The 20,274-nt window shown below is 46.3% G+C and carries 18 protein-coding genes; 8 read left to right on the top strand and 10 right to left on the bottom strand.

The window, feature by feature from the left end:
• Positions 1 to 17 precede the first annotated feature (17 nt).
• The gene (locus EHN13_RS19295) at positions 18 to 449 is read right to left on the bottom strand and encodes a rhodanese-like domain-containing protein (protein ID WP_005120473.1); all 432 of its coding nucleotides are present in this window, start codon (positions 447 to 449) and stop codon (positions 18 to 20) included.
• 249 nt (positions 450 to 698) lie between these two features.
• Here EHN13_RS19295 and gpmM point away from each other — a divergent pair, with 249 nt between their 5' ends.
• The 3 genes from gpmM to EHN13_RS19280 are packed head-to-tail and all read left to right on the top strand — an operon-like array spanning position 699 to position 4,511.
• Complete coding sequence (gene gpmM, locus EHN13_RS19290; RefSeq protein ID WP_061068778.1) at positions 699 to 2,243, top strand: 2,3-bisphosphoglycerate-independent phosphoglycerate mutase; 1,545 nt, start codon at positions 699 to 701, stop codon at positions 2,241 to 2,243.
• Between the two features lie 33 nt (positions 2,244 to 2,276).
• Positions 2,277 to 3,536 (top strand): murein hydrolase activator EnvC, encoded by a 1,260-nt coding sequence (gene envC, locus EHN13_RS19285; RefSeq protein WP_232034726.1) that lies wholly within the window; start codon positions 2,277 to 2,279, stop codon positions 3,534 to 3,536.
• Between the two features lie 3 nt (positions 3,537 to 3,539).
• Positions 3,540 to 4,511: a divergent polysaccharide deacetylase family protein gene (locus EHN13_RS19280; RefSeq protein WP_124021916.1), complete on the top strand. Its 972-nt coding sequence runs from the start codon at positions 3,540 to 3,542 to the stop codon at positions 4,509 to 4,511.
• On the opposite strand, the gene EHN13_RS19275 is transcribed toward EHN13_RS19280, so the two are convergent.
• On the bottom strand, positions 4,498 to 5,532 hold the full coding sequence (locus tag EHN13_RS19275; protein ID WP_124021915.1) for a glycosyltransferase: 1,035 nt from the start codon (positions 5,530 to 5,532) through the stop codon (positions 4,498 to 4,500). The genes EHN13_RS19280 and EHN13_RS19275 overlap by 14 nt on opposite strands.
• 247 nt (positions 5,533 to 5,779) lie before the next feature.
• On the opposite strand from EHN13_RS19275, the gene rfaY reads away from it, so the two are divergent.
• On the top strand, positions 5,780 to 6,466 hold the full coding sequence (gene rfaY / locus EHN13_RS19270) for a lipopolysaccharide core heptose(II) kinase RfaY (protein WP_124021914.1): 687 nt from the start codon (positions 5,780 to 5,782) through the stop codon (positions 6,464 to 6,466).
• Between the two features lie 67 nt (positions 6,467 to 6,533).
• Here the strand turns inward: rfaY and tdh are convergent, their stop codons facing one another.
• The 3 genes from tdh to EHN13_RS19255 all read right to left on the bottom strand — a co-directional run bounded on the left by tdh (position 6,534) and on the right by EHN13_RS19255 (position 10,070).
• Positions 6,534 to 7,559 carry an L-threonine 3-dehydrogenase gene (gene tdh, locus EHN13_RS19265; RefSeq protein ID WP_005120462.1) on the bottom strand — a complete coding sequence of 342 codons (1,026 nt, stop codon included), beginning with the start codon at positions 7,557 to 7,559 and terminating at the stop codon, positions 6,534 to 6,536.
• Positions 7,560 to 7,568: 9 nt separating this feature from the next.
• On the bottom strand, positions 7,569 to 8,765 hold the full coding sequence (kbl, locus tag EHN13_RS19260; protein WP_101742506.1) for a glycine C-acetyltransferase: 1,197 nt from the start codon (positions 8,763 to 8,765) through the stop codon (positions 7,569 to 7,571).
• A gap of 153 nt (positions 8,766 to 8,918) precedes the next feature.
• The gene (locus EHN13_RS19255) at positions 8,919 to 10,070 is read right to left on the bottom strand and encodes a glycosyltransferase (RefSeq protein WP_115601299.1); all 1,152 of its coding nucleotides are present in this window, start codon (positions 10,068 to 10,070) and stop codon (positions 8,919 to 8,921) included.
• Positions 10,071 to 10,367: 297 nt separating this feature from the next.
• On the opposite strand from EHN13_RS19255, the gene rfaD reads away from it, so the two are divergent.
• From rfaD to rfaC, 3 genes are read left to right on the top strand one after another with little or no spacing between them, the layout of a single operon-like run.
• On the top strand, positions 10,368 to 11,300 hold the full coding sequence (rfaD, locus tag EHN13_RS19250; protein ID WP_124021913.1) for an ADP-glyceromanno-heptose 6-epimerase: 933 nt from the start codon (positions 10,368 to 10,370) through the stop codon (positions 11,298 to 11,300).
• A gap of 12 nt (positions 11,301 to 11,312) precedes the next feature.
• Complete coding sequence (gene rfaF / locus EHN13_RS19245; protein ID WP_048213711.1) at positions 11,313 to 12,359, top strand: ADP-heptose--LPS heptosyltransferase RfaF; 1,047 nt, start codon at positions 11,313 to 11,315, stop codon at positions 12,357 to 12,359.
• A 3-nt stretch (positions 12,360 to 12,362) separates the two neighbouring features.
• The gene (gene rfaC, locus EHN13_RS19240; protein ID WP_115601298.1) at positions 12,363 to 13,322 is read left to right on the top strand and encodes a lipopolysaccharide heptosyltransferase RfaC; all 960 of its coding nucleotides are present in this window, start codon (positions 12,363 to 12,365) and stop codon (positions 13,320 to 13,322) included.
• Between the two features lie 128 nt (positions 13,323 to 13,450).
• Here rfaC and EHN13_RS19235 read toward each other — a convergent pair whose 3' ends face one another.
• From EHN13_RS19235 to EHN13_RS19215, 5 genes are all read right to left on the bottom strand, one after another.
• The gene (locus tag EHN13_RS19235; protein WP_048213713.1) at positions 13,451 to 14,221 is read right to left on the bottom strand and encodes a glycosyltransferase family 25 protein; all 771 of its coding nucleotides are present in this window, start codon (positions 14,219 to 14,221) and stop codon (positions 13,451 to 13,453) included.
• Between the two features lie 127 nt (positions 14,222 to 14,348).
• A complete protein-coding gene (gene rfaP / locus EHN13_RS19230) occupies positions 14,349 to 15,146 on the bottom strand; it encodes a lipopolysaccharide core heptose(I) kinase RfaP (protein WP_048213714.1) in 798 nt (265 codons plus the stop codon).
• Positions 15,139 to 16,263: a glycosyltransferase family 4 protein gene (locus EHN13_RS19225; RefSeq protein ID WP_124021912.1), complete on the bottom strand. Its 1,125-nt coding sequence runs from the start codon at positions 16,261 to 16,263 to the stop codon at positions 15,139 to 15,141. The genes rfaP and EHN13_RS19225 overlap by 8 nt, the downstream gene beginning before the upstream one ends.
• A gap of 21 nt (positions 16,264 to 16,284) precedes the next feature.
• Positions 16,285 to 17,289 (bottom strand): lipopolysaccharide core heptosyltransferase RfaQ, encoded by a 1,005-nt coding sequence (gene rfaQ, locus EHN13_RS19220; RefSeq protein WP_061068779.1) that lies wholly within the window; start codon positions 17,287 to 17,289, stop codon positions 16,285 to 16,287.
• A 280-nt stretch (positions 17,290 to 17,569) separates the two neighbouring features.
• Positions 17,570 to 18,820 (bottom strand): O-antigen ligase family protein, encoded by a 1,251-nt coding sequence (locus EHN13_RS19215; RefSeq protein ID WP_124021911.1) that lies wholly within the window; start codon positions 18,818 to 18,820, stop codon positions 17,570 to 17,572.
• Positions 18,821 to 19,130: 310 nt separating this feature from the next.
• Here EHN13_RS19215 and EHN13_RS19210 point away from each other — a divergent pair, with 310 nt between their 5' ends.
• A complete protein-coding gene (locus EHN13_RS19210; protein WP_124021910.1) occupies positions 19,131 to 20,120 on the top strand; it encodes a glycosyltransferase in 990 nt (329 codons plus the stop codon).
• Positions 20,121 to 20,274: the final 154 nt, after the last annotated feature.

The raw sequence follows: 20,274 nt of genomic DNA, 5'->3' as shown, positions 1-20,274 counted from the left end.
GAAAGAAGACGGGTAAATTACTTGCCGCGAACCAGTGGCAGATTCTCGCCACTCCAGCCCGCTACGCCGTCTTTCAGTACAGATACCTGCTCAAAACCGGCTTTAATCAGCGCAGTTGCTGAATCCTGGCACTGCATACCAGAGCCATCAACCACAATAACAGGTTTGTTTTTGTGTTTTTCCAGCTCGCCAAAATTGTTGGCTTTGATTTCGCTCGGCAGCAGGTTCGTGGAGCCTGCGATATGACCTTTGCGGAAGTCGTCGCGCTGACGTAAATCAACAATCACCGCATCTTCTTTATTGATGAGACGTGTCGCTTCGCCGCGTGTAATCACCTTCACTTTTGAGGTCAGGCTCTTAAACGTGGTAAACAATACCGCCGCCAGTAACGCAATCCAGGCGATACTCAAGACAGGGTGGCGGCTAACAAATTGCATAATTTCTTGCATGGGGGGTAACAACTCCCGACTCAGTGATTAAAAAAACCAGGAAAGGAGTATACCTGCGCGTTGGCGCAAATACAGCCAGAGCGTGCATTGGATTGCATTTTTGCGGGGCGCTACGGAAAAAAAAATGTAAATCAGTGTTCCCCCTGGCACGCGATCCCTCATTATTTGATCTTCTGGGGCTACTTTATCGATTCAGCTGTAGTAAAATTACGCAATTATTTTTTATCTATTAAGTGTGAGGTTGTCGCAATGTCGGTTTCTAAAAAGCCTATGGTACTGGTGATTCTGGATGGCTACGGCTATCGTGAAGACAGCCAGGATAACGCTATTTTTAATGCCAAAACCCCGGTAATGGATGCTCTGTGGGCAAAACGTCCGCATACCCTGATTGATGCGTCTGGCCTGGAAGTCGGCCTGCCCGATCGCCAGATGGGCAACTCCGAAGTGGGTCACGTCAACCTGGGCGCGGGCCGTATCGTGTATCAGGATCTGACCCGTCTGGATGTGGAAATTAAAGAACGTACTTTCTTCGCTAACCCGGTGCTGACCGCCGCAGTTGATCAGGCAAAAAATAGCGGCAAAGCGGTACACATCATGGGTCTGCTGTCTGCCGGTGGCGTACACAGCCACGAAGATCACATCATGGCGATGGTAGAAATGGCAGCTGAACGCGGTGCTGAGAAAATCTATCTGCACGCTTTCCTTGATGGTCGTGATACCCCGCCGCGCAGCGCTGAACATTCACTGCAGAAATTCGAAGAGAAATTTGCCGCGCTGGGCAAAGGCCGCGTAGCGTCCATTATCGGTCGTTACTACGCTATGGACCGCGACAACCGTTGGGATCGCGTGGAACAGGCTTACGATCTGATGACGCTGGCGAAGGGCGAGTTCCAGTTCGCTACGGCGGTTGAAGGTCTGCAGGCTGCTTATGCCCGCGATGAAAACGACGAATTCGTCAAAGCGACCGTGATCCGTGCCGAAGGTCAGGCAGATGCTGCTATGGAAGATGGCGATACGCTGATTTTCATGAACTTCCGTGCTGACCGTGCGCGTGAAATCACCCGTGCGTTTGTTAACGCTGATTTCGACGGCTTCGCCCGTAAGAAAGTCGTTAACCTCAACTTTGTAATGCTGACCGAATACGCGGCAGACATCAAAACTGCGGTTGCTTACCCACCAGCATCTCTGGCCAACACCCTTGGCGAGTGGATGGCGAAGAATGACAAAACGCAGTTGCGTATTTCCGAAACCGAAAAATACGCGCACGTAACCTTCTTCTTTAACGGCGGCGTAGAAGAGCCGTTCAAAGGCGAAGACCGTATTCTGATCAACTCGCCAAAAGTCGCCACCTACGATCTGCAGCCGGAAATGAGCTCCGCAGAGCTGACCGAAAAACTGGTTGCGGCGATTGAGAGCGGGAAATACGACACCATCATTTGTAACTACCCGAACGGCGACATGGTCGGCCATACCGGGGTGATGGAAGCAGCGGTTAAAGCGGTTGAAGCGCTGGATCACTGCGTTGAGCAGGTGGCTAAAGCGGTTGAATCCGTTGGCGGCCAGCTGCTGATCACCGCTGACCACGGGAACGCAGAGCAAATGCGCGATCCGTCCACCGGTCAGGCGCATACCGCGCACACCAACCTGCCGGTTCCACTGATTTATGTCGGTGGTAAAAACGTCAAAGCAGTTGAAGGTGGCAAACTTTCTGATATCGCCCCAACCATGCTGACGCTGATGGGTATGGAAATCCCGCAAGAGATGACTGGTAAGCCGCTGTTCATCGTGGAATAATCCCTCCCCATGAGGGGAAAGGCGATTAATACCATCACTCGGGCCGTGAAACTGCGTAAGTTTTCAGTCAGGTCCTTGTTCTACGCCAGCGCGCTTAGCGCTGGCGTATTGTTGTGCGCCTTTTCCGCCCACGCGGACGAACGCGATCAACTCAAATCTATTCAGGCCGATATCGCGGCAAAAGAACGCGCGGTACGCCAACAGCAACAACAACGCGCCACCCTCCTTGCTCAGCTTAAAGCTCAGGAACAGGCTATCGCCGTTGCCGCAAGGCAGCTGCGCGAAACGCAAAACTCCCTGGCACAGCTGAATGCGCAAATCGCTGAGATGAATGCCGCACTCGCGAAGCTGGAAAAGCAGCGGGCAGCGCAAGAGCGCAGTCTGGCAGCCCAGTTGGATGCTGCGTTTCGCCAGGGTGAACATACTGGTATTCAGCTCATCCTCAGCGGTGAAGAGACTCAGCGCGGGCAACGCCTGCAGGCCTATTTCGGCTATCTGAACCAGGCGCGCCAGGAGACTATCGCACAGCTGAAGCAAACCCGCGAAGAGGTCGACTCGCAGAAAGCCGAGCTGGAAGATAAGCAAAGCGAACAGCAGACGCTGTTGTACGAACAGCGTGCACAGCAGGCGAAACTGGAGCAGGCGCGAAATGAACGCCAAAAAACGCTCGCGGGTCTGGAGTCGTCGATTCAACAAGGTCAGCAGCAGTTAGGCGAGATGCGCGCCAACGAATCCCGCCTGCGCAACAGCATTGCTCGCGCCGAAGCCGCAGCCAAAGCACGCGCAGAGCGTGAAGCACGTGAGGCGCAGGCTGTACGTGATAAGCAACAGGAAGCATCACGCAAAGGCTCGACCTATAAGCCAACCGAAAGCGAGAAATCACTGATGTCTCGTACCGGCGGGTTAGGTTCACCACGCGGTCAGGCGTTCTGGCCCGTTCGTGGTCCAACGCTGCATCGCTATGGCGAACAGCTGCAAGGTGAGCTACGTTGGAAAGGGATGGTTATTGGCGCATCCGAAGGTACCGAAGTCAAAGCCATCGCCGATGGTCGCGTCATTCTGGCGGACTGGCTGCAGGGCTATGGCCTGGTGGTCGTCGTTGAGCACGGTAAAGGCGATATGAGCCTCTACGGTTATAACCAGAGCGCGCTGGTCAGCGTCGGTACGCAGGTTCGCGCCGGGCAGCCTATTGCACTTGTGGGTAGCAGCGGCGGTCAGGGCAGGCCGGCGCTCTATTTCGAAATTCGTCGCCAGGGTCAGGCGGTCAATCCACAGCCGTGGTTGGGAAGATAAGTTTTGCCTCAGTTTCGTCGTACTTTGCTCTCACTCGCCAGCCTGCTGGCATTCGCAACACCTGTTTTCGCCGGCAAACTTGCTATCGTTATTGATGATTTCGGCTACCGTCCGCACACAGAAAATCAGGTGCTGGCAATGCCTTCCACTGTCTCTGTTGCCGTTCTGCCAAACGCGCCACATGCGCGTGAAATGGCGACTAAAGCGCATAACAGTGGACATGAAGTGTTGATCCATCTGCCGATGGCCCCACTGAGCAAGCAACCGCTGGAAAAAGACACGTTACGCCCGGAGATGAGCAGCGAAGAAATTGAACGGATTATTCGCGACGCGGTAAGCAAAGTGCCGTATGCAGTGGGACTGAACAATCACATGGGGAGTGCGATGACGTCCAGCCTGTTCGGCATGCAGAAGGTGATGCAAGCTCTGGAGCGCTACGACCTCTACTTCCTCGACAGTATGACCATCGGCAACAGCCAGGCCATGCGCGCGGCGGCAGGAACCGGGGTGAAGGTCATCAAACGCAAAGTCTTCCTCGACGATACACAAAACGAAGCGGATATTCGCCGTCAGTTTAATCGTGCCGTCGAACTTGCGCGTCGTAACGGGTCAGCGATTGCCATCGGGCACCCCCACCCTTCTACGGTACGAGTGTTGCAGCAGATGCTGTATAGCCTGCCAGCCGATATTATGCTGGTTCGTCCGAGCAGCCTGCTTAATGAGCCGCAGGTAGATACTTCCAGACCTAATCTCACTCCACCGAGAAACGGTACGCCAGATGCGCCGCGTAATCCTTTCCGCGGGGTGAAATTATGCAAGCCGAAGCAGCCGTTAGAGCCGGTTTACGCCAGCCGATTCTTTAGCGTGCTAGGAGAAAGCATCACACAAAGCACGCTGGTGCAGTATATGAGACTGCAGTGGCAAGGCTGGGGGAACACATCTTCACCCAGCACCATGAACGCTAACGTAGATTAAGCGCTTTTCGGGCAATACGCGAAGGCGTTGATTTTTTATCGCGCCATTTCCATAGACGGAATGACCATAGCAGTGCCTGGTACAATACTTTGGCACTGCGGACGTTAGTTATCATGCGCTTATACATACCAGAGACAAAAATCTCTGCGATCATACGCTGACGAATATGCACATCCTGTTCTTTACGGACTGCATGGCATACGCGCAATGCTTCATAGGTAACTTGCTGATGAAATTCCGGATAAATAGTAATCCGATCGGCATATTCACGATTCAACCTATCCAATAACCGCGTAATTTTAATATAGTGCCGCTGGTAGTTGAGATTTTTTAAACCTTGTCGTTTAAGACGGCTGATTGATTGATCATGTAAGAAGTATTTATATAAAGATTGCTCGGTATATCGCACTCGTACAGCGTTAAACATAAACTCCGTCGTCCAGACAATATCCTGGTGATGTAACCCCGGAATAAATGTTATTTTATTTTTCTCAATAACATCCCGGCGATAAATTCCCATCCAGACCACATGTGTCCAGCGGCGTGAAGCCAACGCCATACGTAACCAGTCAGGGCCGGTCAACACCCCCGTAGACCGAAGACGATCCGTCGGTATTGATTGCCAGGTGTGCCCCGTTTCAAGAATGCACCAGTCGGAATTACACTGAGCTAAATCCAGGTCATCCTGAATTGCCATGGTCATCAGGGTTTCGTACATATTGGGATAAACCAGGTCATCGGCATCGACAAATGCAACATAATCCCCTTTGGCCGCTTCCAGGCCACGGTTACGCGCTACGGATGCCCCTGCGTTAGCCTGATGCAACAACCGCACATGGGGATAGTTATCCGCATAATGTTGTGCAATATCAACAGAGTTATCCGTTGAACCATCATTCACAATGATGATCTCTAGCGCAGTCCATGTCTGTACGATCAAAGATTCCATGCAATCCCGAAAACTATCACCCACGTTATATAACGGAATAATAACACTCAACATATTTGTGCAGTTTCTCATCAGCTAACCCAGGTTTGTCATTACGCTGATGACTTTTACTACAGTTTCATTAAGGAATTATTAAGGTTAGAACGTATTTATGGGCAGAAACGCTGCAGCGAAAGCGTCCGGTTTGAGAAAGATACCCTGCTACGCCTGCGTTCAGCAGGTTGATGATAGCTCAGATCGTCTACATATTGAGGTACACAACCTGTATACTCTATCCCTATGAATTAACGTACTCTATAGGCTGATATTGAGGGAAAAGATGGCCATCAGTAAGACACACGAAAAAGGTTTTACGGTCTATTGCAAAGAGACCAGAAAAGATCTTAAGTCACTGATGAATAAATACATCAAAAAAGAAATCAGTGGCAAACCGCTGAGCAGTGGTAACGCATTGCGCAGCGTGGAGTTGGTCGAGTACAACTCACAAAAATTTATCATCAAAAACGACCGTGAAGTTGATCCACGATTTGAGAAAAAATTACAGAACTTTACCTCCGGCCCTTTCTATTCCCGACTGATCAGGAAGCTGGACAGGCTCCCGCCGGAAATGCGCATCTGCACTGCCGATCTCTACTATGCTGCTGAGAAAACACGTTTTCGCCAGTGCCATGATGTTTATACTATTCATGAATATATTGAAGGGGTTCCTTTAAGGGAAATTAACCAGCAGAATGCTGACGAGGTAAAGCAATGCGTACTGCGTCTTCACAAGGCAGGACTGGCATCAAATGACATTCACCCAGGGAATTTCATTCGCACACCAACGGGTGAGTTAAGGATTATTGACCTGTCCTGTAAGGGAAATATGAAGGTCTGCCAGGCAAATGACATTCTGGCATTACAACGAAAATATAATATTAACGTTAAAGGCAGAGGGTTAATTTATAAACTCATCCTGCTTAAAGAAAATATAAGATCGTTATCCAGAAAGATCCGCGAAAAATAAAATCTATGGTTTATACGGCCAGATAGCGATATCTGGCCGTAATTAACATTGAATGCACCTTGCGCATTCAATCCCAGCTCAGGATCACTTTCCCTGACTGGCCTGAACGCATCGCGTCAAAGCCCTGCTGGAATTCATCGATGGAGAATCGATGGGTGATGATCGGCGACAAATCCAGACCAGACTGGATCAGTGCAGCCATTTTGTACCATGTCTCAAACATCTCACGACCGTAGATACCTTTAATAAACAGTCCTTTAAAGATAACTTTCGTCCAGTCGATGGACATATCAGATGGCGGAATACCCAGCATAGCAATACGGCCACCGTGATTCATGGTGTCCAGCATGGTGCGGAACGCTGGCGGCGCCCCAGACATTTCCAGACCCACATCGAACCCTTCGGTCATCCCCAGCTCGGCCATCACGTCGGTCAGGTTCTCTTTCGAGACGTTGACTGCGCGGGTAATGCCCATTTTACGCGCCAGCTCCAGACGGTACTCATTAACATCTGTAATCACTACGTGGCGAGCACCAACGTGCTTCGCTACCGCTGCAGCCATAATGCCAATCGGACCCGCACCGGAAACCAGCACATCTTCGCCAACCAAATCAAACGACAGCGCCGTGTGTACCGCGTTACCGAATGGATCGAAGATGGAAGCTAAATCATCGGAGATATTGTCCGGGATTTTAAAGGCGTTAAACGCCGGGATCACCAGATATTGTGCAAAACAGCCTGGACGGTTTACGCCGACACCGGTGGTATTGCGGCACAGGTGAGTACGGCCACCGCGACAGTTACGGCAATGTCCGCAGGTAATGTGGCCTTCACCGGAAACGCGATCGCCGATTTTGAAGCCTTTAACTTCCTGGCCGATGCCAACAACTTCACCGACATATTCATGCCCTACAACCATTGGAACCGGGATGGTTTTTTGCGACCATTCATCCCAGTTATAAATGTGAACGTCAGTCCCGCAGATGGCTGTTTTACGGATTTTAATCAGCAAATCGTTATGGCCGACTTCCGGTTCAGGAACGTCGGTCATCCAAATGCCTTCTTCCGCTTTCAGTTTGGATAACGCTTTCATTTCACATCCTCAGGCAATTACGCCCAGTTGTTTACCAATGCGTGTGAACGCGTCGACTGCACGCGTAATCTGCTCAGGGGTATGTGCCGCAGACATCTGGGTACGAATACGCGCCTGGCCTTTTGGAACCACTGGATAAAAGAATCCAGTAACGTAAATCCCCTCTTTTTGCAGTTCGCGGGCAAACGCCTGCGCAACAACCGCATCACCCAGCATTACCGGAATAATCGCGTGATCGGCCCCTGCCAGCGTGAAGCCTGCTGCGGACATTTGCTCACGGAATTGACGCGCATTCGCCCACAGACGATCGCGCAGGTCGCTACCCGCCTCAACCATCTCCAGCACCTTAATGGAAGCAGCAACAATTGCCGGAGCCAGTGAGTTAGAGAACAAATACGGACGGGAACGTTGACGCAGCCACTCAACAACTTCTTTACGTGCCGCAGTGTAACCACCAGATGCGCCGCCGAGTGCTTTGCCCAGCGTGCCGGTGATGATGTCCACACGACCCATCACGTCACAGTATTCATGGGAGCCACGACCATTTTCACCGACAAAACCGACGGCATGGGAATCATCAACCATGACCAGCGCGTCGTATTTATCCGCCAGATCGCAAACGCCTTTCAGGTTAGCGATCACACCATCCATAGAGAACACGCCATCAGTGGCGATCAGGATATGACGAGCGCCCGCTTCACGTGCTTCTTTCAGACGCGCTTCCAGTTCCTGCATATCGTTGTTGGCGTAGCGGAAACGCTTCGCTTTACACAGACGAACGCCATCAATGATAGAAGCGTGGTTCAGAGCATCAGAGATAATGGCATCTTCTGCTCCCAGCAGCGTTTCAAACAGGCCGCCGTTGGCGTCAAAGCAAGAAGAGTAAAGAATGGCATCTTCCATACCGAGGAATGCCGCCAGTTTTTGCTCCAGTTGCTTATGGGTGTCCTGAGTGCCACAAATAAAGCGCACCGAGGCCATACCAAATCCGTGAGAATCCATACCCGCTTTTGCCGCTGCAATCAGTTCCGGGTGGTTAGCCAGCCCTAAGTAGTTGTTCGCACAAAAGTTAATAACATGGCTTCCGTCAGCCACGGTGATATCAGCCTGCTGAGCAGACGTAATAATGCGCTCTTCTTTAAACAACCCCTCCGCGCGTGCGGTTTCCAGATCGTTCGTTAACTGCTTATAAAAATTCCCACGCATTGCAATTCTCCAGACTGGGCAAATTTCAGCACATATTACCCAATGCTATTGGTTTGTACGAGATGACTCATCATGACTTGTCTAAAATGCAGCATAAATCACGTGTACCCACATAACCTTTCAGGAATGACAGACCTGGCATCACAACCTGACTTACGTTGTCGCGTCATCAATGGCCTGAGACGCTGATGACGGTGCCAGAGTAAATCCTGCCATAGCAAAGGCCTTATTAACCTTAATGATATAGTTATCTTCGTAGAATTCCTCAATCGCCTGCTGAATCTGTTCGCCGGCAGGCAACGTTTTTCCATCAACAATACCTTGTAGCAAGGAAACAAATTTTTCCGGTTCATCAGTAGGGTATAAATTACCGTTTATCCCTTCTTTGATAATGTCTGCAGGCCCCGTTTCGCAATCAGAGCTAATGGCATAAACACCGTGAGCACTGGCTTCAACCAAAACCATAACGAAACCTTCAAAATGAGAAGTTAGCAGCAGGCAGGTGATATTTTTTAGCGTATTTTGAATATATTCCCATGGTGATTTCTGCCAACCATGCCAGTGAATATTTCCACTAATCCCCAACGTTTCAGCTAATGCCGTTAAGGTATCAACATCCGGGCCGGTGCCGACAATATCTAAGGACCACTTCCCTTTTAGTTTAGCCAACCCGTTGAAAAGACTGCGTACATTTTTCTGTCCATCTGCCACAACCCTGCCTACATACACAAACCGGGCATGCTTCTCAGGGGTAGGGATACGGATATCGCATCGCGCAACGGGATTGTAAATCGTTGCAATAGTGCTTTTTTCTATTCCCATCTCAATGAGCTGCTGAGTTATCCCTGAGCTAATTGAAAGATGATAGTCAGCTTTATTAATATACTTGATTTTTTTCTTATAATTATTTTTGTAGAAGTTAAAAATAGAGAAGTGAAACCATGAAAATATTTTCACCTGCTTGCTTGTATATTTCCTTGCAACGTGACTGATGTAACATGAAAGCGTATCCAGGGAAACAATTATATCTGGACTTTCCTGAAGAATAATTTTTCGCAAACCATAAGCAAAACTTAGTCTTCTTAATTTAGTTATTTTTATATTAGAAGATAGATGACAATAGCGCTGCCCTGTGAGCCAGTCATTATTGACATTGCTATTATTATTTTTCTTAAAAAAAACAAAAGAGACATCAATATCAGGGTCTTGCGTTCGCAGCAGCTTCACCAAATTAATACATACCGTCTCCATACCTCCGAGGCCACTGGTTTCATAACCTGTAATAATTATCTTCTTAAGTTGCATATATTATTTTCATTCCAACGACTATTGTCAGTCCCAACACAGTGCTTTACCTTGCTTATTCATTCGTTGATGGCTCCGAAAAAGCCGGCACCGCGCGCCTGAACATCCATTTACGACGTGAATCATACACCACCAGACCCTAACTATTTCAATTAAGAATGACTGAAGCAATAATCAGTACACATGTCACACGCCACATGACGCGACGTACTGCTGAAGCCGAAGCCATGTAGTGATATGATTAGAGGTATTCGTGTCTGAGATTGTCTCTGACTCCATAATTCGAAGGTTACATTTATGATCATCGTTACCGGCGGCGCGGGCTTTATCGGCAGCAACATCGTTAAGTCCCTGAATGACAAAGGCATCACCGATATTCTGGTGGTGGACAACCTGAAAGACGGCACCAAGTTTGTGAATCTGGTGGATCTGAATATTGCTGACTATATGGACAAGGAAGACTTCCTGATCCAGATTATGGCCGGGGAAGATTTTGGCGATATCGAAGCGATTTTCCACGAAGGCGCATGCTCTTCCACCACCGAGTGGGATGGCAAGTATATGATGGACAACAACTATCAATACTCCAAAGAGCTGCTGCACTACTGTCTGGAGCGTGAAATTCCTTTCCTGTATGCCTCTTCTGCAGCAACGTACGGCGGTCGTACCTCTGACTTCATCGAATCTCGTGAATATGAGAAGCCGCTGAACGTCTATGGCTACTCAAAATTCCTGTTCGACGAATATGTACGCCAGATCCTGCCAGAAGCAAATTCTCAGATCGTTGGCTTCCGTTATTTCAACGTCTACGGACCGCGCGAAGGTCACAAAGGCAGTATGGCGAGCGTCGCTTTCCATCTCAATACTCAGCTCAATAACGGCGAAACACCCAAGCTGTTCGAAGGAAGCGAAAACTTCAAACGTGATTTCGTCTATGTCGGCGATGTTGCAGCAGTAAACCTGTGGTTCCTGGAAAACGGGGTTTCCGGCATCTTTAACCTCGGTACTGGTCGCGCAGAGTCTTTCCAGGCCGTCGCGGATGCCACGCTGGCATACCACAAAAAAGGCAGCATTGAGTACATTCCGTTCCCGGAAAAACTGAAGGGCCGCTATCAGGCATTTACTCAGGCGGATCTGACTAACCTGCGCGCTGCAGGCTATGACAAGCCGTTTAAGACCGTTGCTGAAGGCGTAACGGAATATATGGCCTGGCTGAAGCGCGACGCTTAAGGCAGGCAATCTATGAGGATTCTGGTGGTTGGCCCGTCCTGGGTGGGCGACATGATGATGTCGCAAAGTCTCTATCGCACGCTCAAGGCGCGCTATCCCCAGGCCATAATCGACGTGATGGCACCTGCATGGTGCCGTCCGCTGCTGTCGCGTATGCCTGAAGTCAACGACGCCATCGCCATGCCGCTGGGACACGGCGCGCTGGAGATTGGCGAGCGCCGCAAACTGGGCCACAGTTTGCGTGATAAACGCTACGATCGCGCGTATGTCCTGCCGAACTCGTTTAAATCCGCACTGGTACCCTTCTTCGCGGGTATTCCTCATCGTACCGGTTGGCGTGGCGAAATGCGCTATGGTCTGCTGAACGATGCGCGTGTGCTGGATAAAGATGCATGGCCGCTGATGGTCGAACGCTATGTGGCCCTGGCCTACGATAAAGGCGTGATGCTGTCGGCTAAAGATTTGCCGCAGCCTCTGCTGTGGCCACAATTGCAGGTCAGTGAAGGTGAAAAGTCTCTGACCTGTAGTCAGTTCTCCCTTTCTGCCGAACGCCCCATCATCGGTTTTTGCCCTGGTGCGGAATTTGGTCCGGCGAAACGCTGGCCACACTACCATTATGCTGAACTGGCAAAACAGCTGATCGACGAAGGTCATCAGATTGTGCTGTTTGGCTCGGCAAAAGATCATGAAGCCGGAAATGAAATCCTGGCAACGTTAAGCGTTGAGCAGCAGGCCTGGTGTCGTAATCTGGCGGGCGAAACGCAGCTGGAGCAGGCCGTTATTCTGCTCGCCGCCTGCAAAGCCGTGGTCACCAATGACTCCGGTTTGATGCACGTGGCTGCCGCACTAAATCGTCCGCTGGTCGCTCTGTATGGCCCTAGTAGCCCGGATTTCACTCCACCACTCTCCCACAAAGCTCGCGTGATTCGCCTGATTACGGGCTATCATAAAGTGCGTAAGGGGGATGCTGCACAAGGGTATCACCAGAGCCTGATTGACATCACACCTCAGCGCGTACTGGAAGAACTGAATGACCTGTTGTTACAAGAGGAAGTCTGACGGATGCGGGTTCTGATCGTTAAAACATCGTCAATGGGCGATGTACTGCATACGTTGCCCGCATTAACAGATGCGCAGCAGGCCATTGCGGATATTCAGTTTGATTGGGTAGTGGAAGAAGGGTTTGCTCAAATCCCCTCCTGGCATCCGACCGTTGACCGTGTGATCCCGGTGGCGATTCGCCGCTGGCGTAAAGCCTGGTTTTCCGCCCCCATTAAAGCTGAGCGCAAAGCTTTTCGCGAGGCGGTGCGTTTACAGAACTATGACGTGGTTATCGATGCGCAGGGGCTGGTAAAAAGCGCCGCGCTGGTCACACGTCTGGCGCATGGCATTAAGCATGGTATGGACTGGAGTACCGCGCGCGAACCGCTGGCGAGTCTGTTTTATAACCGTAAGCATCATATCGCCAAACAACAGCATGCTGTTGAACGCACTCGTGAGCTGTTCGCGAAAAGTCTGGGATATACCAAATCCCAGTCGCAGGGGGATTACGCTATTGCGCAGCATTTTCTGAATGAACGCAATGCCGATGCAGGGCAGTATGCCGTCTTCCTGCACGCCACCACTCGTGATGACAAGCACTGGCCGGAAGCGAAGTGGCGGGAGCTCATTGGCTTATTAAATCACGCAGAAATACGTATTAAGCTCCCCTGGGGGGCTCCGCATGAAGAAGCGCGAGCCAGACGACTGGCAGAAGGATTTGATTACGTAGATGTTTTACCGCGAATGAGTCTTGGGGATGTAGCCCGGATATTAGCCGGCGCTAAATTTGTGGTATCCGTTGATACCGGATTAAGCCACTTGACCGCCGCACTGGATCGGCCAAATGTTACGCTATATGGCCCTACGGACCCGGGGTTGATTGGGGGATACGGGAAGAATCAGGTCACATGTCGTGCCCCGGAAGGAAAGCTTGCTTTGCTTGAACCCACTCAAGTTTATTCTCACATAGCGCTGCTGTAATTATTCAGGTATCGCAGATATGTTAAATTCGTTCTTATACAGTCGCTTTGCTATTTAACATATCTGCAGCTGACTAAAACTATGCACTATATCGTATTTCATCCACGATTAAGCATTATTGCGTTCATCTACTTCCACCAACATAATCCAAGAATAATTCGTCGGGCATGCCAGTATGAGGATGAAATTTTACGTCTGAAAAGTGATTTCTGCTTTTTCTTGTGACTCTTTATCTCTTTACGTTCTTTCTCTAACCAGCTCCCGGACAACTCTTCAGGATGATGGACAAAGTTTGCCAAGTATATATCAGAAAAATATCCCTGACGCATCAGATATGCCCATTCATCTATGATGAAAAAGTTATTTTCAAAACGGGAAACAAGTTTTTGAGCAGTTACCGAATTCATCAAATAACCGCAGGCTCGCAAAACATATCCATGACCAAATATGACTTTGCCGAAGGTCTGGCCACCAATTTTTTTGAGTTTAAGCAAATTTAAGACAACTTTATTCTTATACCTTAAACCATCTTGCCCACCAAGTAGGTATAACGCATCTTTATTGAGAACACTTTCATCAATTGTCGATATAAATTCCTTAAAATTCTGATCGATTATTGCGTCATCCTCAAGAATACAAACCCAATCTTGTCCACTCTGCCCAAACTGTTTAAATGCCTTCATATGGCTTAGTGAGCAACCCAGTTCACCATCAGTAGGCGTATGGTTTTCCCTGTGCTGAAAGTCAGTTAACGGTATCTTGCGCTTTTCTTCGGCAGACAAATTTTTCCCATAGATAGCATCAACGAACGAATACTCGATATTTAATTCATTCATTATATCTGATACGCGTTTTCGTCGGGCATCGTCAAAAGGAAGCGAAATGACCAGCACGTACATGAGTTCAAACCCTCTAATATAATTAAGCCAGCACAGTCATCGTGAAATAAAGGTTAACAATTGCTGGCCAGCTGAATAAACTTAATTAACTATTCTATGTAGCTATACAAAGTCTATTATTTCATATTTATAGTTTATTCTTTGATGTATGATTAATAATTTTATCAGTTTTTTTTGCATAGGTTGCAAAGAGATCAGACTCATCACGAATAATTTTATTAATGTCTTTTTCAAAGTATATCTTCAAAAATCTGAAGTAGTCTCTTTGCGTTAACCCGATGTTCAACGAGGAGAAGTACAAACCAATCAGATCTTTATTGCGCCAACGAACAGGAACCGCATTTCTTATCTGAGCTCGGTGCAGATCAATAACCGACAGTTTGAACGTATTATCCTCAAAATTGGCCGGTTGATGCAATAAGAAGTGGCAGAGATAGCAATCACGGTGATTAACGCCTCCCTGATGCATTCTTCTGACCATAATGGCAAGACGCTCAATTAATGCCATTTTAATTTTCCGCGAAGGTGGATTCACCAACCAATCTGCGCAATAGTCTTCCAGGCTAACCGCCGGGCTCAGATCTTCAGTTATAATAAATGAGATACGGTTGAGCGGATTTATACCTTGTTGCCCGAAACCAACACCGTGCATTGTATCAACATCCAGTTCCTGCAAACGGTGTATAGCATTCCACTCTCTATCAGCTCCGAGTACCGGCAAACGTAAAGAGAACAAGTTTTTGATAACTTCCTTCAGTTTAGTTCCCTGGTGCCATTTCAGGAAATAGCTTTTACCTGCAATCTCAAACCTTATCGTTCTACGCGTTTCGAGCTGTCTAAATGTTTCTCCCTGCAGCTTCTGCACTTCAGAAAAAGCATCTTTCCCTTTCCACAAGGATAAAAATGGTTCTTTTAATTCAACCATGGGCACCACCTATAATAATATCAGCTGCTTTCTCAGGTAGACTATAAAGGTCTTGAGTATCAGCAAAGTGTCGTGCATTCTCTTTCCATGCATTTCTCTGCTCTGAGTCAGTTAAAGAAAAATAAACAGCTTCATTTAATAATTTTTGTTCAAACGGTTCATCAATAACAATGCCGCACTCAGCATCTTTAACATAATGAGCATATCCGCAAACTGCCGTTGTTATGACAGGTAAACCTGCTACAATTGCTTCAACCAGCACGATCCCTGCGGCTTCCTGGTATGCCGGATGAATCAATAGATCGGCCGCTGCCATTAACTCTGAGACATCATTACGGCCAGGGAAGAACTTGATATTGTCAGCAACACCATTCTCTGTTGCCAGCTTTATATAGCGATCAGGCTTATCCTGACCCACAACAAATAGAATCGTTTGTTTGCGGACAGCTTCCGGTAAGGAAGCAATCGCCTTGATAGTTCTGTCGACACCTTTACGGGTAAAATCAGAACCGATTTGTATAATTAAATACTGGGAATCACTGATATCATTTTCTTTCCTGAAGCTAGCTCTGCAATTTGCTGCCTGAGAGCTGTATTTTCTGTCAGGATAAATCCCCGGCGGAAGGATATGGAAACGCGTTGACTCAGTATGATAGTGCTTCTGAAAATCCGCAATTTGCTTATCTGTTAGCATCAACAGCTGTGTTGATTTTCCCTCAGCAAATGTTGCTTTCTCAAAGGCGGCATAATGTCGGTATCGTGGTGTCAGACGATAGAGCAAACCTTTTTCTTGCGCGACTTTTTCTGCGTAGCAGACATCAGCAGCATAATAAACATCTAATCCAGGCATTTTATTGAACCCAACAACCCGATCTGCTGGATTACTCTCAAGATGTTTACTTACCCACCGATGATACTCAGCATTTTTCCCGTTGTTGGAGCATGACCTCACAGGAACAATGATGATCTCCAGGCTGTCTGGAATATTTCCTTGCCATGATTGTGTGTAAACCCGAACATGATGTCCACGTGATGCGACTGTCGACGCTATACGCAAAAAATCACGCTGTAACCCACCAAAAGGGAAATATTTATACAAACAGAAAGCAATAACCATTTTATATATCCGGATGCTTTATTAGTCGAGTTTAGGTAACCGTGACGCTATGGCTGCAATCACGTCTTCCGCAGGTATAGCAGATAAATATTTCTTACTTCGATCAAGTTTTTCACGCACTGGCATTGGTTGGTAATCACCAGCCCAAAATTGAACCACATCATCAGACCATGGTCGCCAGGCGATATGATCGGTGGCGCCGAAAAGGCAAATGATGGGGGTTTTAACAGCTGCAGCAATATGCATCGGGGCAGAGTCGACACCAATAAAAAGTACAGCATGATCAATTAATGCAGCAAGCTCAGGGAATGTTGTCTTCCCGGCAATTTCAGTTAAAGGTTTGGTTTCACATGCCCTGGCAATCTCATCGACGCAGGCAATATCGCTGGCACCGGGTCCAGAAGTCAGTACAACCTGATACCCCAAATGATGTATCGCATCAATAACCAGGGAGAATCTATCATTCTCCCACGACTTGAATTCTTGTCTCGCCGTAGGCTGTATAACGACATACTTCTGGGTATCAACCTGAGGAAGTTTTTTCCGAACAGATTGCCAGACTTGCTCACCATAAACCATTTTCAGTACCGGGACTGATTCTTTTAAATTTAATGGCATCAACACAGACAAATTGCGTTCAACCCAATGCTCGCCACTTAGAGGAACGTGATGAGTAAAACTGTCGCGCCAGAATTTTTTATTTCTGTGTGAGAAATCATGTGTCAACTTTATTGGGCAATCCAAACAACGACACAATAAAGCAACTATCCACTGATCGGTAAGATTGACCACTAAATCATAATGATTGCCACGTAGTACCTTGATCAGCGCTAAGAAATTTTTTGCTTTCTCAAAAGCAGAGCTCTTTTTATTTTTTATGCCATACAAAGCATGGATATCGGGGTTTTCAGATAAAATAGGAATGGTATCTTCGTAGAGTAGAACATCAATATCAGCATCAGGATAATTTTTTTTAAGCGTGCTGATGACCGGTGTGGTTAGCAACATATCGCCGTGAAAGCGCATTTTTATTACCAGGATCTTTTTCACACTATACCCTTTCAGGTTATTGTTAATTTTCAAATCACGCTACCGCCCCAGGCTCAACAGCTACCTGTGTACTGCAGATCACACCATCTTATTTTATCGCTTATATTATACCACTATTCACTTGACAATTCGATATCTATGGAAATTTTCTATGTGAATTAGAGAAAAATTAATATTTACAATATATGAGACTATTTATCATATTATGAAAATTGAGCCTATATTCTCAACGACATCACATAGGTTCATTTTGATGTTAATTTGTTATTTTTCCTGGCTCATTTTTGCCATACAACATCAGGATGGCTATGCTGTATAATAAAAAGACATTTATGAACATCTTTTCAAATAAACAATATACCAGAATATAGCCAACAAGAGAGCACAGTAATGAAATGCTAAAAATATCTTTTTGGCTTCTGGCTCGGATATATATGTCTTTAAATGTAATGAAAAAAGCCGCAGTAAATAAGAAGAGACCAATGGCCCCAACATTATAAAGAATTATCATAAAAAACGGTTCATCTATATTATAGCCGTTATTTCGTTCAGAATACACCCCGCCATTTTTCGGCGCATTATGGTCCTCTAAATACTGATTGTATGTAGAATTCCCATATCCAATACCAAAGATGGCATTGTTGATATTCTCCATTACTAAAGGGAAACGGTCTAAGATGATTTCATCACGACTGGATGTGACGTTATTCATTTGCAGAGTTTGATCGACTTTCATTTTTACCTGACCCACTGTGTTGTAGGCCCCGATAAGCAAAGCAGCCATTATAAATAGCAAACCACAGGTAGCAGCCATAAATCTCTTGATGGTTTTACTCACCAGAAATGAAATCAGAAAAATCTCTACAACAACTGCCAAGATCCCTGCGCGGCTCCCGGTGTATGATAAAAAGACGAATGCAAGCGCAGAAATGATATATAATACTGTTTTCAGGAAGTGATTCTTGAATAAAATCGCTCCTGTTAATACAAAAGGAAATAGCATAACAACATAGAATGCGAAACCATAGCGAAGCTGTAGATACAGTTCCTGCGGGTTATTTTTTATAATTCTTAAAATCGGCACTACTAAGACAATATAGGATAGAGTAAGTATCGCCCCAATAATAAAGACCTGTCTCAGTGAGGTTATATGCTTACTGAATGCTCCAAAAAATAACATCATCACTAACGGGTAACGCCAGTCTTTTATCAATATGATAAAGGCATCAAGAGATTTATCTTCATAGGTGAAAAATACAATACAAAAAACACACCACAACGTGAAGAGTAACAATAGTTTTCTCTTCTGCATGAGATCGAGCACAATGTTTTTAATATCTATTTTATTGGCTTTAATATAGTAAATAGATAAAACTACAGCGAGCAAAGAGGTCATATTTAGCACCCCTTGATTATCTATCGTAAATAACCCAAAAATCATTAAAACCAATACAACTTTGCTTAAAATCAAGATATTACCATTTTGACTGTATCTTACTTGATTCATAAAATTCAAATCTCACTTCTTCAAATTGCCTTGTTAATCAACAACAAACACTCGCTAGCACGATTTATGGGGCATATCTTATTATATAACATCGTAAAAATCCCCCATTAATTTAAGTCTCTTCCTCTCACTGTGTACCCTCACTCTAATCACAAAAATATTTTCACATAACATAATGATTAATAAAGAAATTTAATCACCAAGTATCTCTTTCCTTCCTTTACAGTTTGTTCTATTCTATGCCGACAGGAGCGCCATTTTGTCTTACATAAACACGCGTGCACTCTGAAAGAATCAAAAGGAAAAAGATGTGAAAGAAAATATAATAAAATATATTAAGAATGCACATATTGAAAATGACGATAAAAAAAACACATGTATCAATATTACCTATGGCGCTGACAGGCCCTTTCTTTACGGTACGGGTGTTTCAATTACATCGGTACTTTTAAATAATCGGGACCTGAACTTCCATTTCCATATTTTCACTAATTATCTTGACGAACATCAACTTCATCTTTTTTCTGTCCTGGCAAGCCAATATAATACCCGCATTACGTTTTATGTACTGGATGATAATGAATTAAAAAATCTACCTACTGCATCTAAGGCATGGAATTATTCAATCTATTTCAGACTTATTGCAATAGATTACTTTGCCGATAAACTCAGCAGCATTATATATCTTGACTCTGATATTATATGTAAAGGAAGCCTTGCCTCGTTACTCACGGAAGAATTTAATGGCAATGTATTAATGGCTGTCCATGATAGCTTTGTCGATACATCTGCTGTTGCCGGCATAAATCCAGGCCAGTACTTCAACTCAGGCTTCATGTATTTTAACCTTTCAGAATTAAAAGATACTAATTTGACTCTGCAAGTCATTTCAAAGGTTAATGAAAACCGTTTCTCACATCCCGATCAGGATGCGTTGAACGTCCTCTTCAATGATCACGTAAAAATCCTGGACCATAAATTCAATTCATTCTTTAACATCGATACGTTAGCCAGGAAAGGGGGTGATGCCTTTAAAATCACATCACAAACGGTATTCATTCACTATGTCGGCGTCACTAAACCCTGGCATGACTGGGCACAATATTATGCTGAAGTCGAATACTTCAAAATAGCCAGAGAGAATTCGCCGTGGAAAGATATTCCTTTATTGGCACCCACTACGTATAAACAGCTATCACGAAAAAGCACACATTTAAAACACAATGGGCAACTCTTCGGTGCTTTTATTTTCTATGTAAAGTATTTAGTTAAGAAATACCAAACACAGAAAAAACGCTAATGCATTGATATTATTGTCTTTTAGGAATGGTTATGTTTCTGGCATATTCCATAAAAAGATCGGTTTTTATGACCATAACCATTCCGTTTTTAGCCTTCCACTGCTGAGATTACCAAGCGGGACAACACAACTCAGGCCCCCTTTCTCGTGATCC

The sequence above is a fragment of the Citrobacter youngae genome (assembly GCF_003818115.1).
In the GTDB taxonomy this organism is placed as follows: Bacteria; Pseudomonadota; Gammaproteobacteria; order Enterobacterales; family Enterobacteriaceae; genus Citrobacter; species Citrobacter youngae.
The sequence above is the reverse complement of the archived record's forward strand: the minus strand, read 5'-3'. Positions and strand labels throughout refer to the sequence as shown.

What these genes read in the sequence shown, in the direction of transcription:
- EHN13_RS19295 (WP_005120473.1), bottom strand. Translation starts at nt 449, where the DNA reads ATGCAAGAAATTATGCAATTTGTTAGCCGCCACCCTGTCTTGAGTATC.
- gpmM (WP_061068778.1), top strand. Translation starts at nt 699, where the DNA reads ATGTCGGTTTCTAAAAAGCCTATGGTACTGGTGATTCTGGATGGCTAC.
- EHN13_RS19275 (WP_124021915.1), bottom strand. Translation starts at nt 5,532, where the DNA reads ATGAGAAACTGCACAAATATGTTGAGTGTTATTATTCCGTTATATAAC.
- rfaY (WP_124021914.1), top strand. Translation starts at nt 5,780, where the DNA reads ATGGCCATCAGTAAGACACACGAAAAAGGTTTTACGGTCTATTGCAAA.
- tdh (WP_005120462.1), bottom strand. Translation starts at nt 7,559, where the DNA reads ATGAAAGCGTTATCCAAACTGAAAGCGGAAGAAGGCATTTGGATGACC.
- kbl (WP_101742506.1), bottom strand. Translation starts at nt 8,765, where the DNA reads ATGCGTGGGAATTTTTATAAGCAGTTAACGAACGATCTGGAAACCGCA.
- EHN13_RS19255 (WP_115601299.1), bottom strand. Translation starts at nt 10,070, where the DNA reads ATGCAACTTAAGAAGATAATTATTACAGGTTATGAAACCAGTGGCCTC.
- rfaD (WP_124021913.1), top strand. Translation starts at nt 10,368, where the DNA reads ATGATCATCGTTACCGGCGGCGCGGGCTTTATCGGCAGCAACATCGTT.
- rfaF (WP_048213711.1), top strand. Translation starts at nt 11,313, where the DNA reads ATGAGGATTCTGGTGGTTGGCCCGTCCTGGGTGGGCGACATGATGATG.
- rfaC (WP_115601298.1), top strand. Translation starts at nt 12,363, where the DNA reads ATGCGGGTTCTGATCGTTAAAACATCGTCAATGGGCGATGTACTGCAT.
- EHN13_RS19235 (WP_048213713.1), bottom strand. Translation starts at nt 14,221, where the DNA reads ATGTACGTGCTGGTCATTTCGCTTCCTTTTGACGATGCCCGACGAAAA.
- rfaP (WP_048213714.1), bottom strand. Translation starts at nt 15,146, where the DNA reads ATGGTTGAATTAAAAGAACCATTTTTATCCTTGTGGAAAGGGAAAGAT.
- EHN13_RS19225 (WP_124021912.1), bottom strand. Translation starts at nt 16,263, where the DNA reads ATGGTTATTGCTTTCTGTTTGTATAAATATTTCCCTTTTGGTGGGTTA.
- rfaQ (WP_061068779.1), bottom strand. Translation starts at nt 17,289, where the DNA reads ATGCGCTTTCACGGCGATATGTTGCTAACCACACCGGTCATCAGCACG.
- EHN13_RS19215 (WP_124021911.1), bottom strand. Translation starts at nt 18,820, where the DNA reads ATGAATCAAGTAAGATACAGTCAAAATGGTAATATCTTGATTTTAAGC.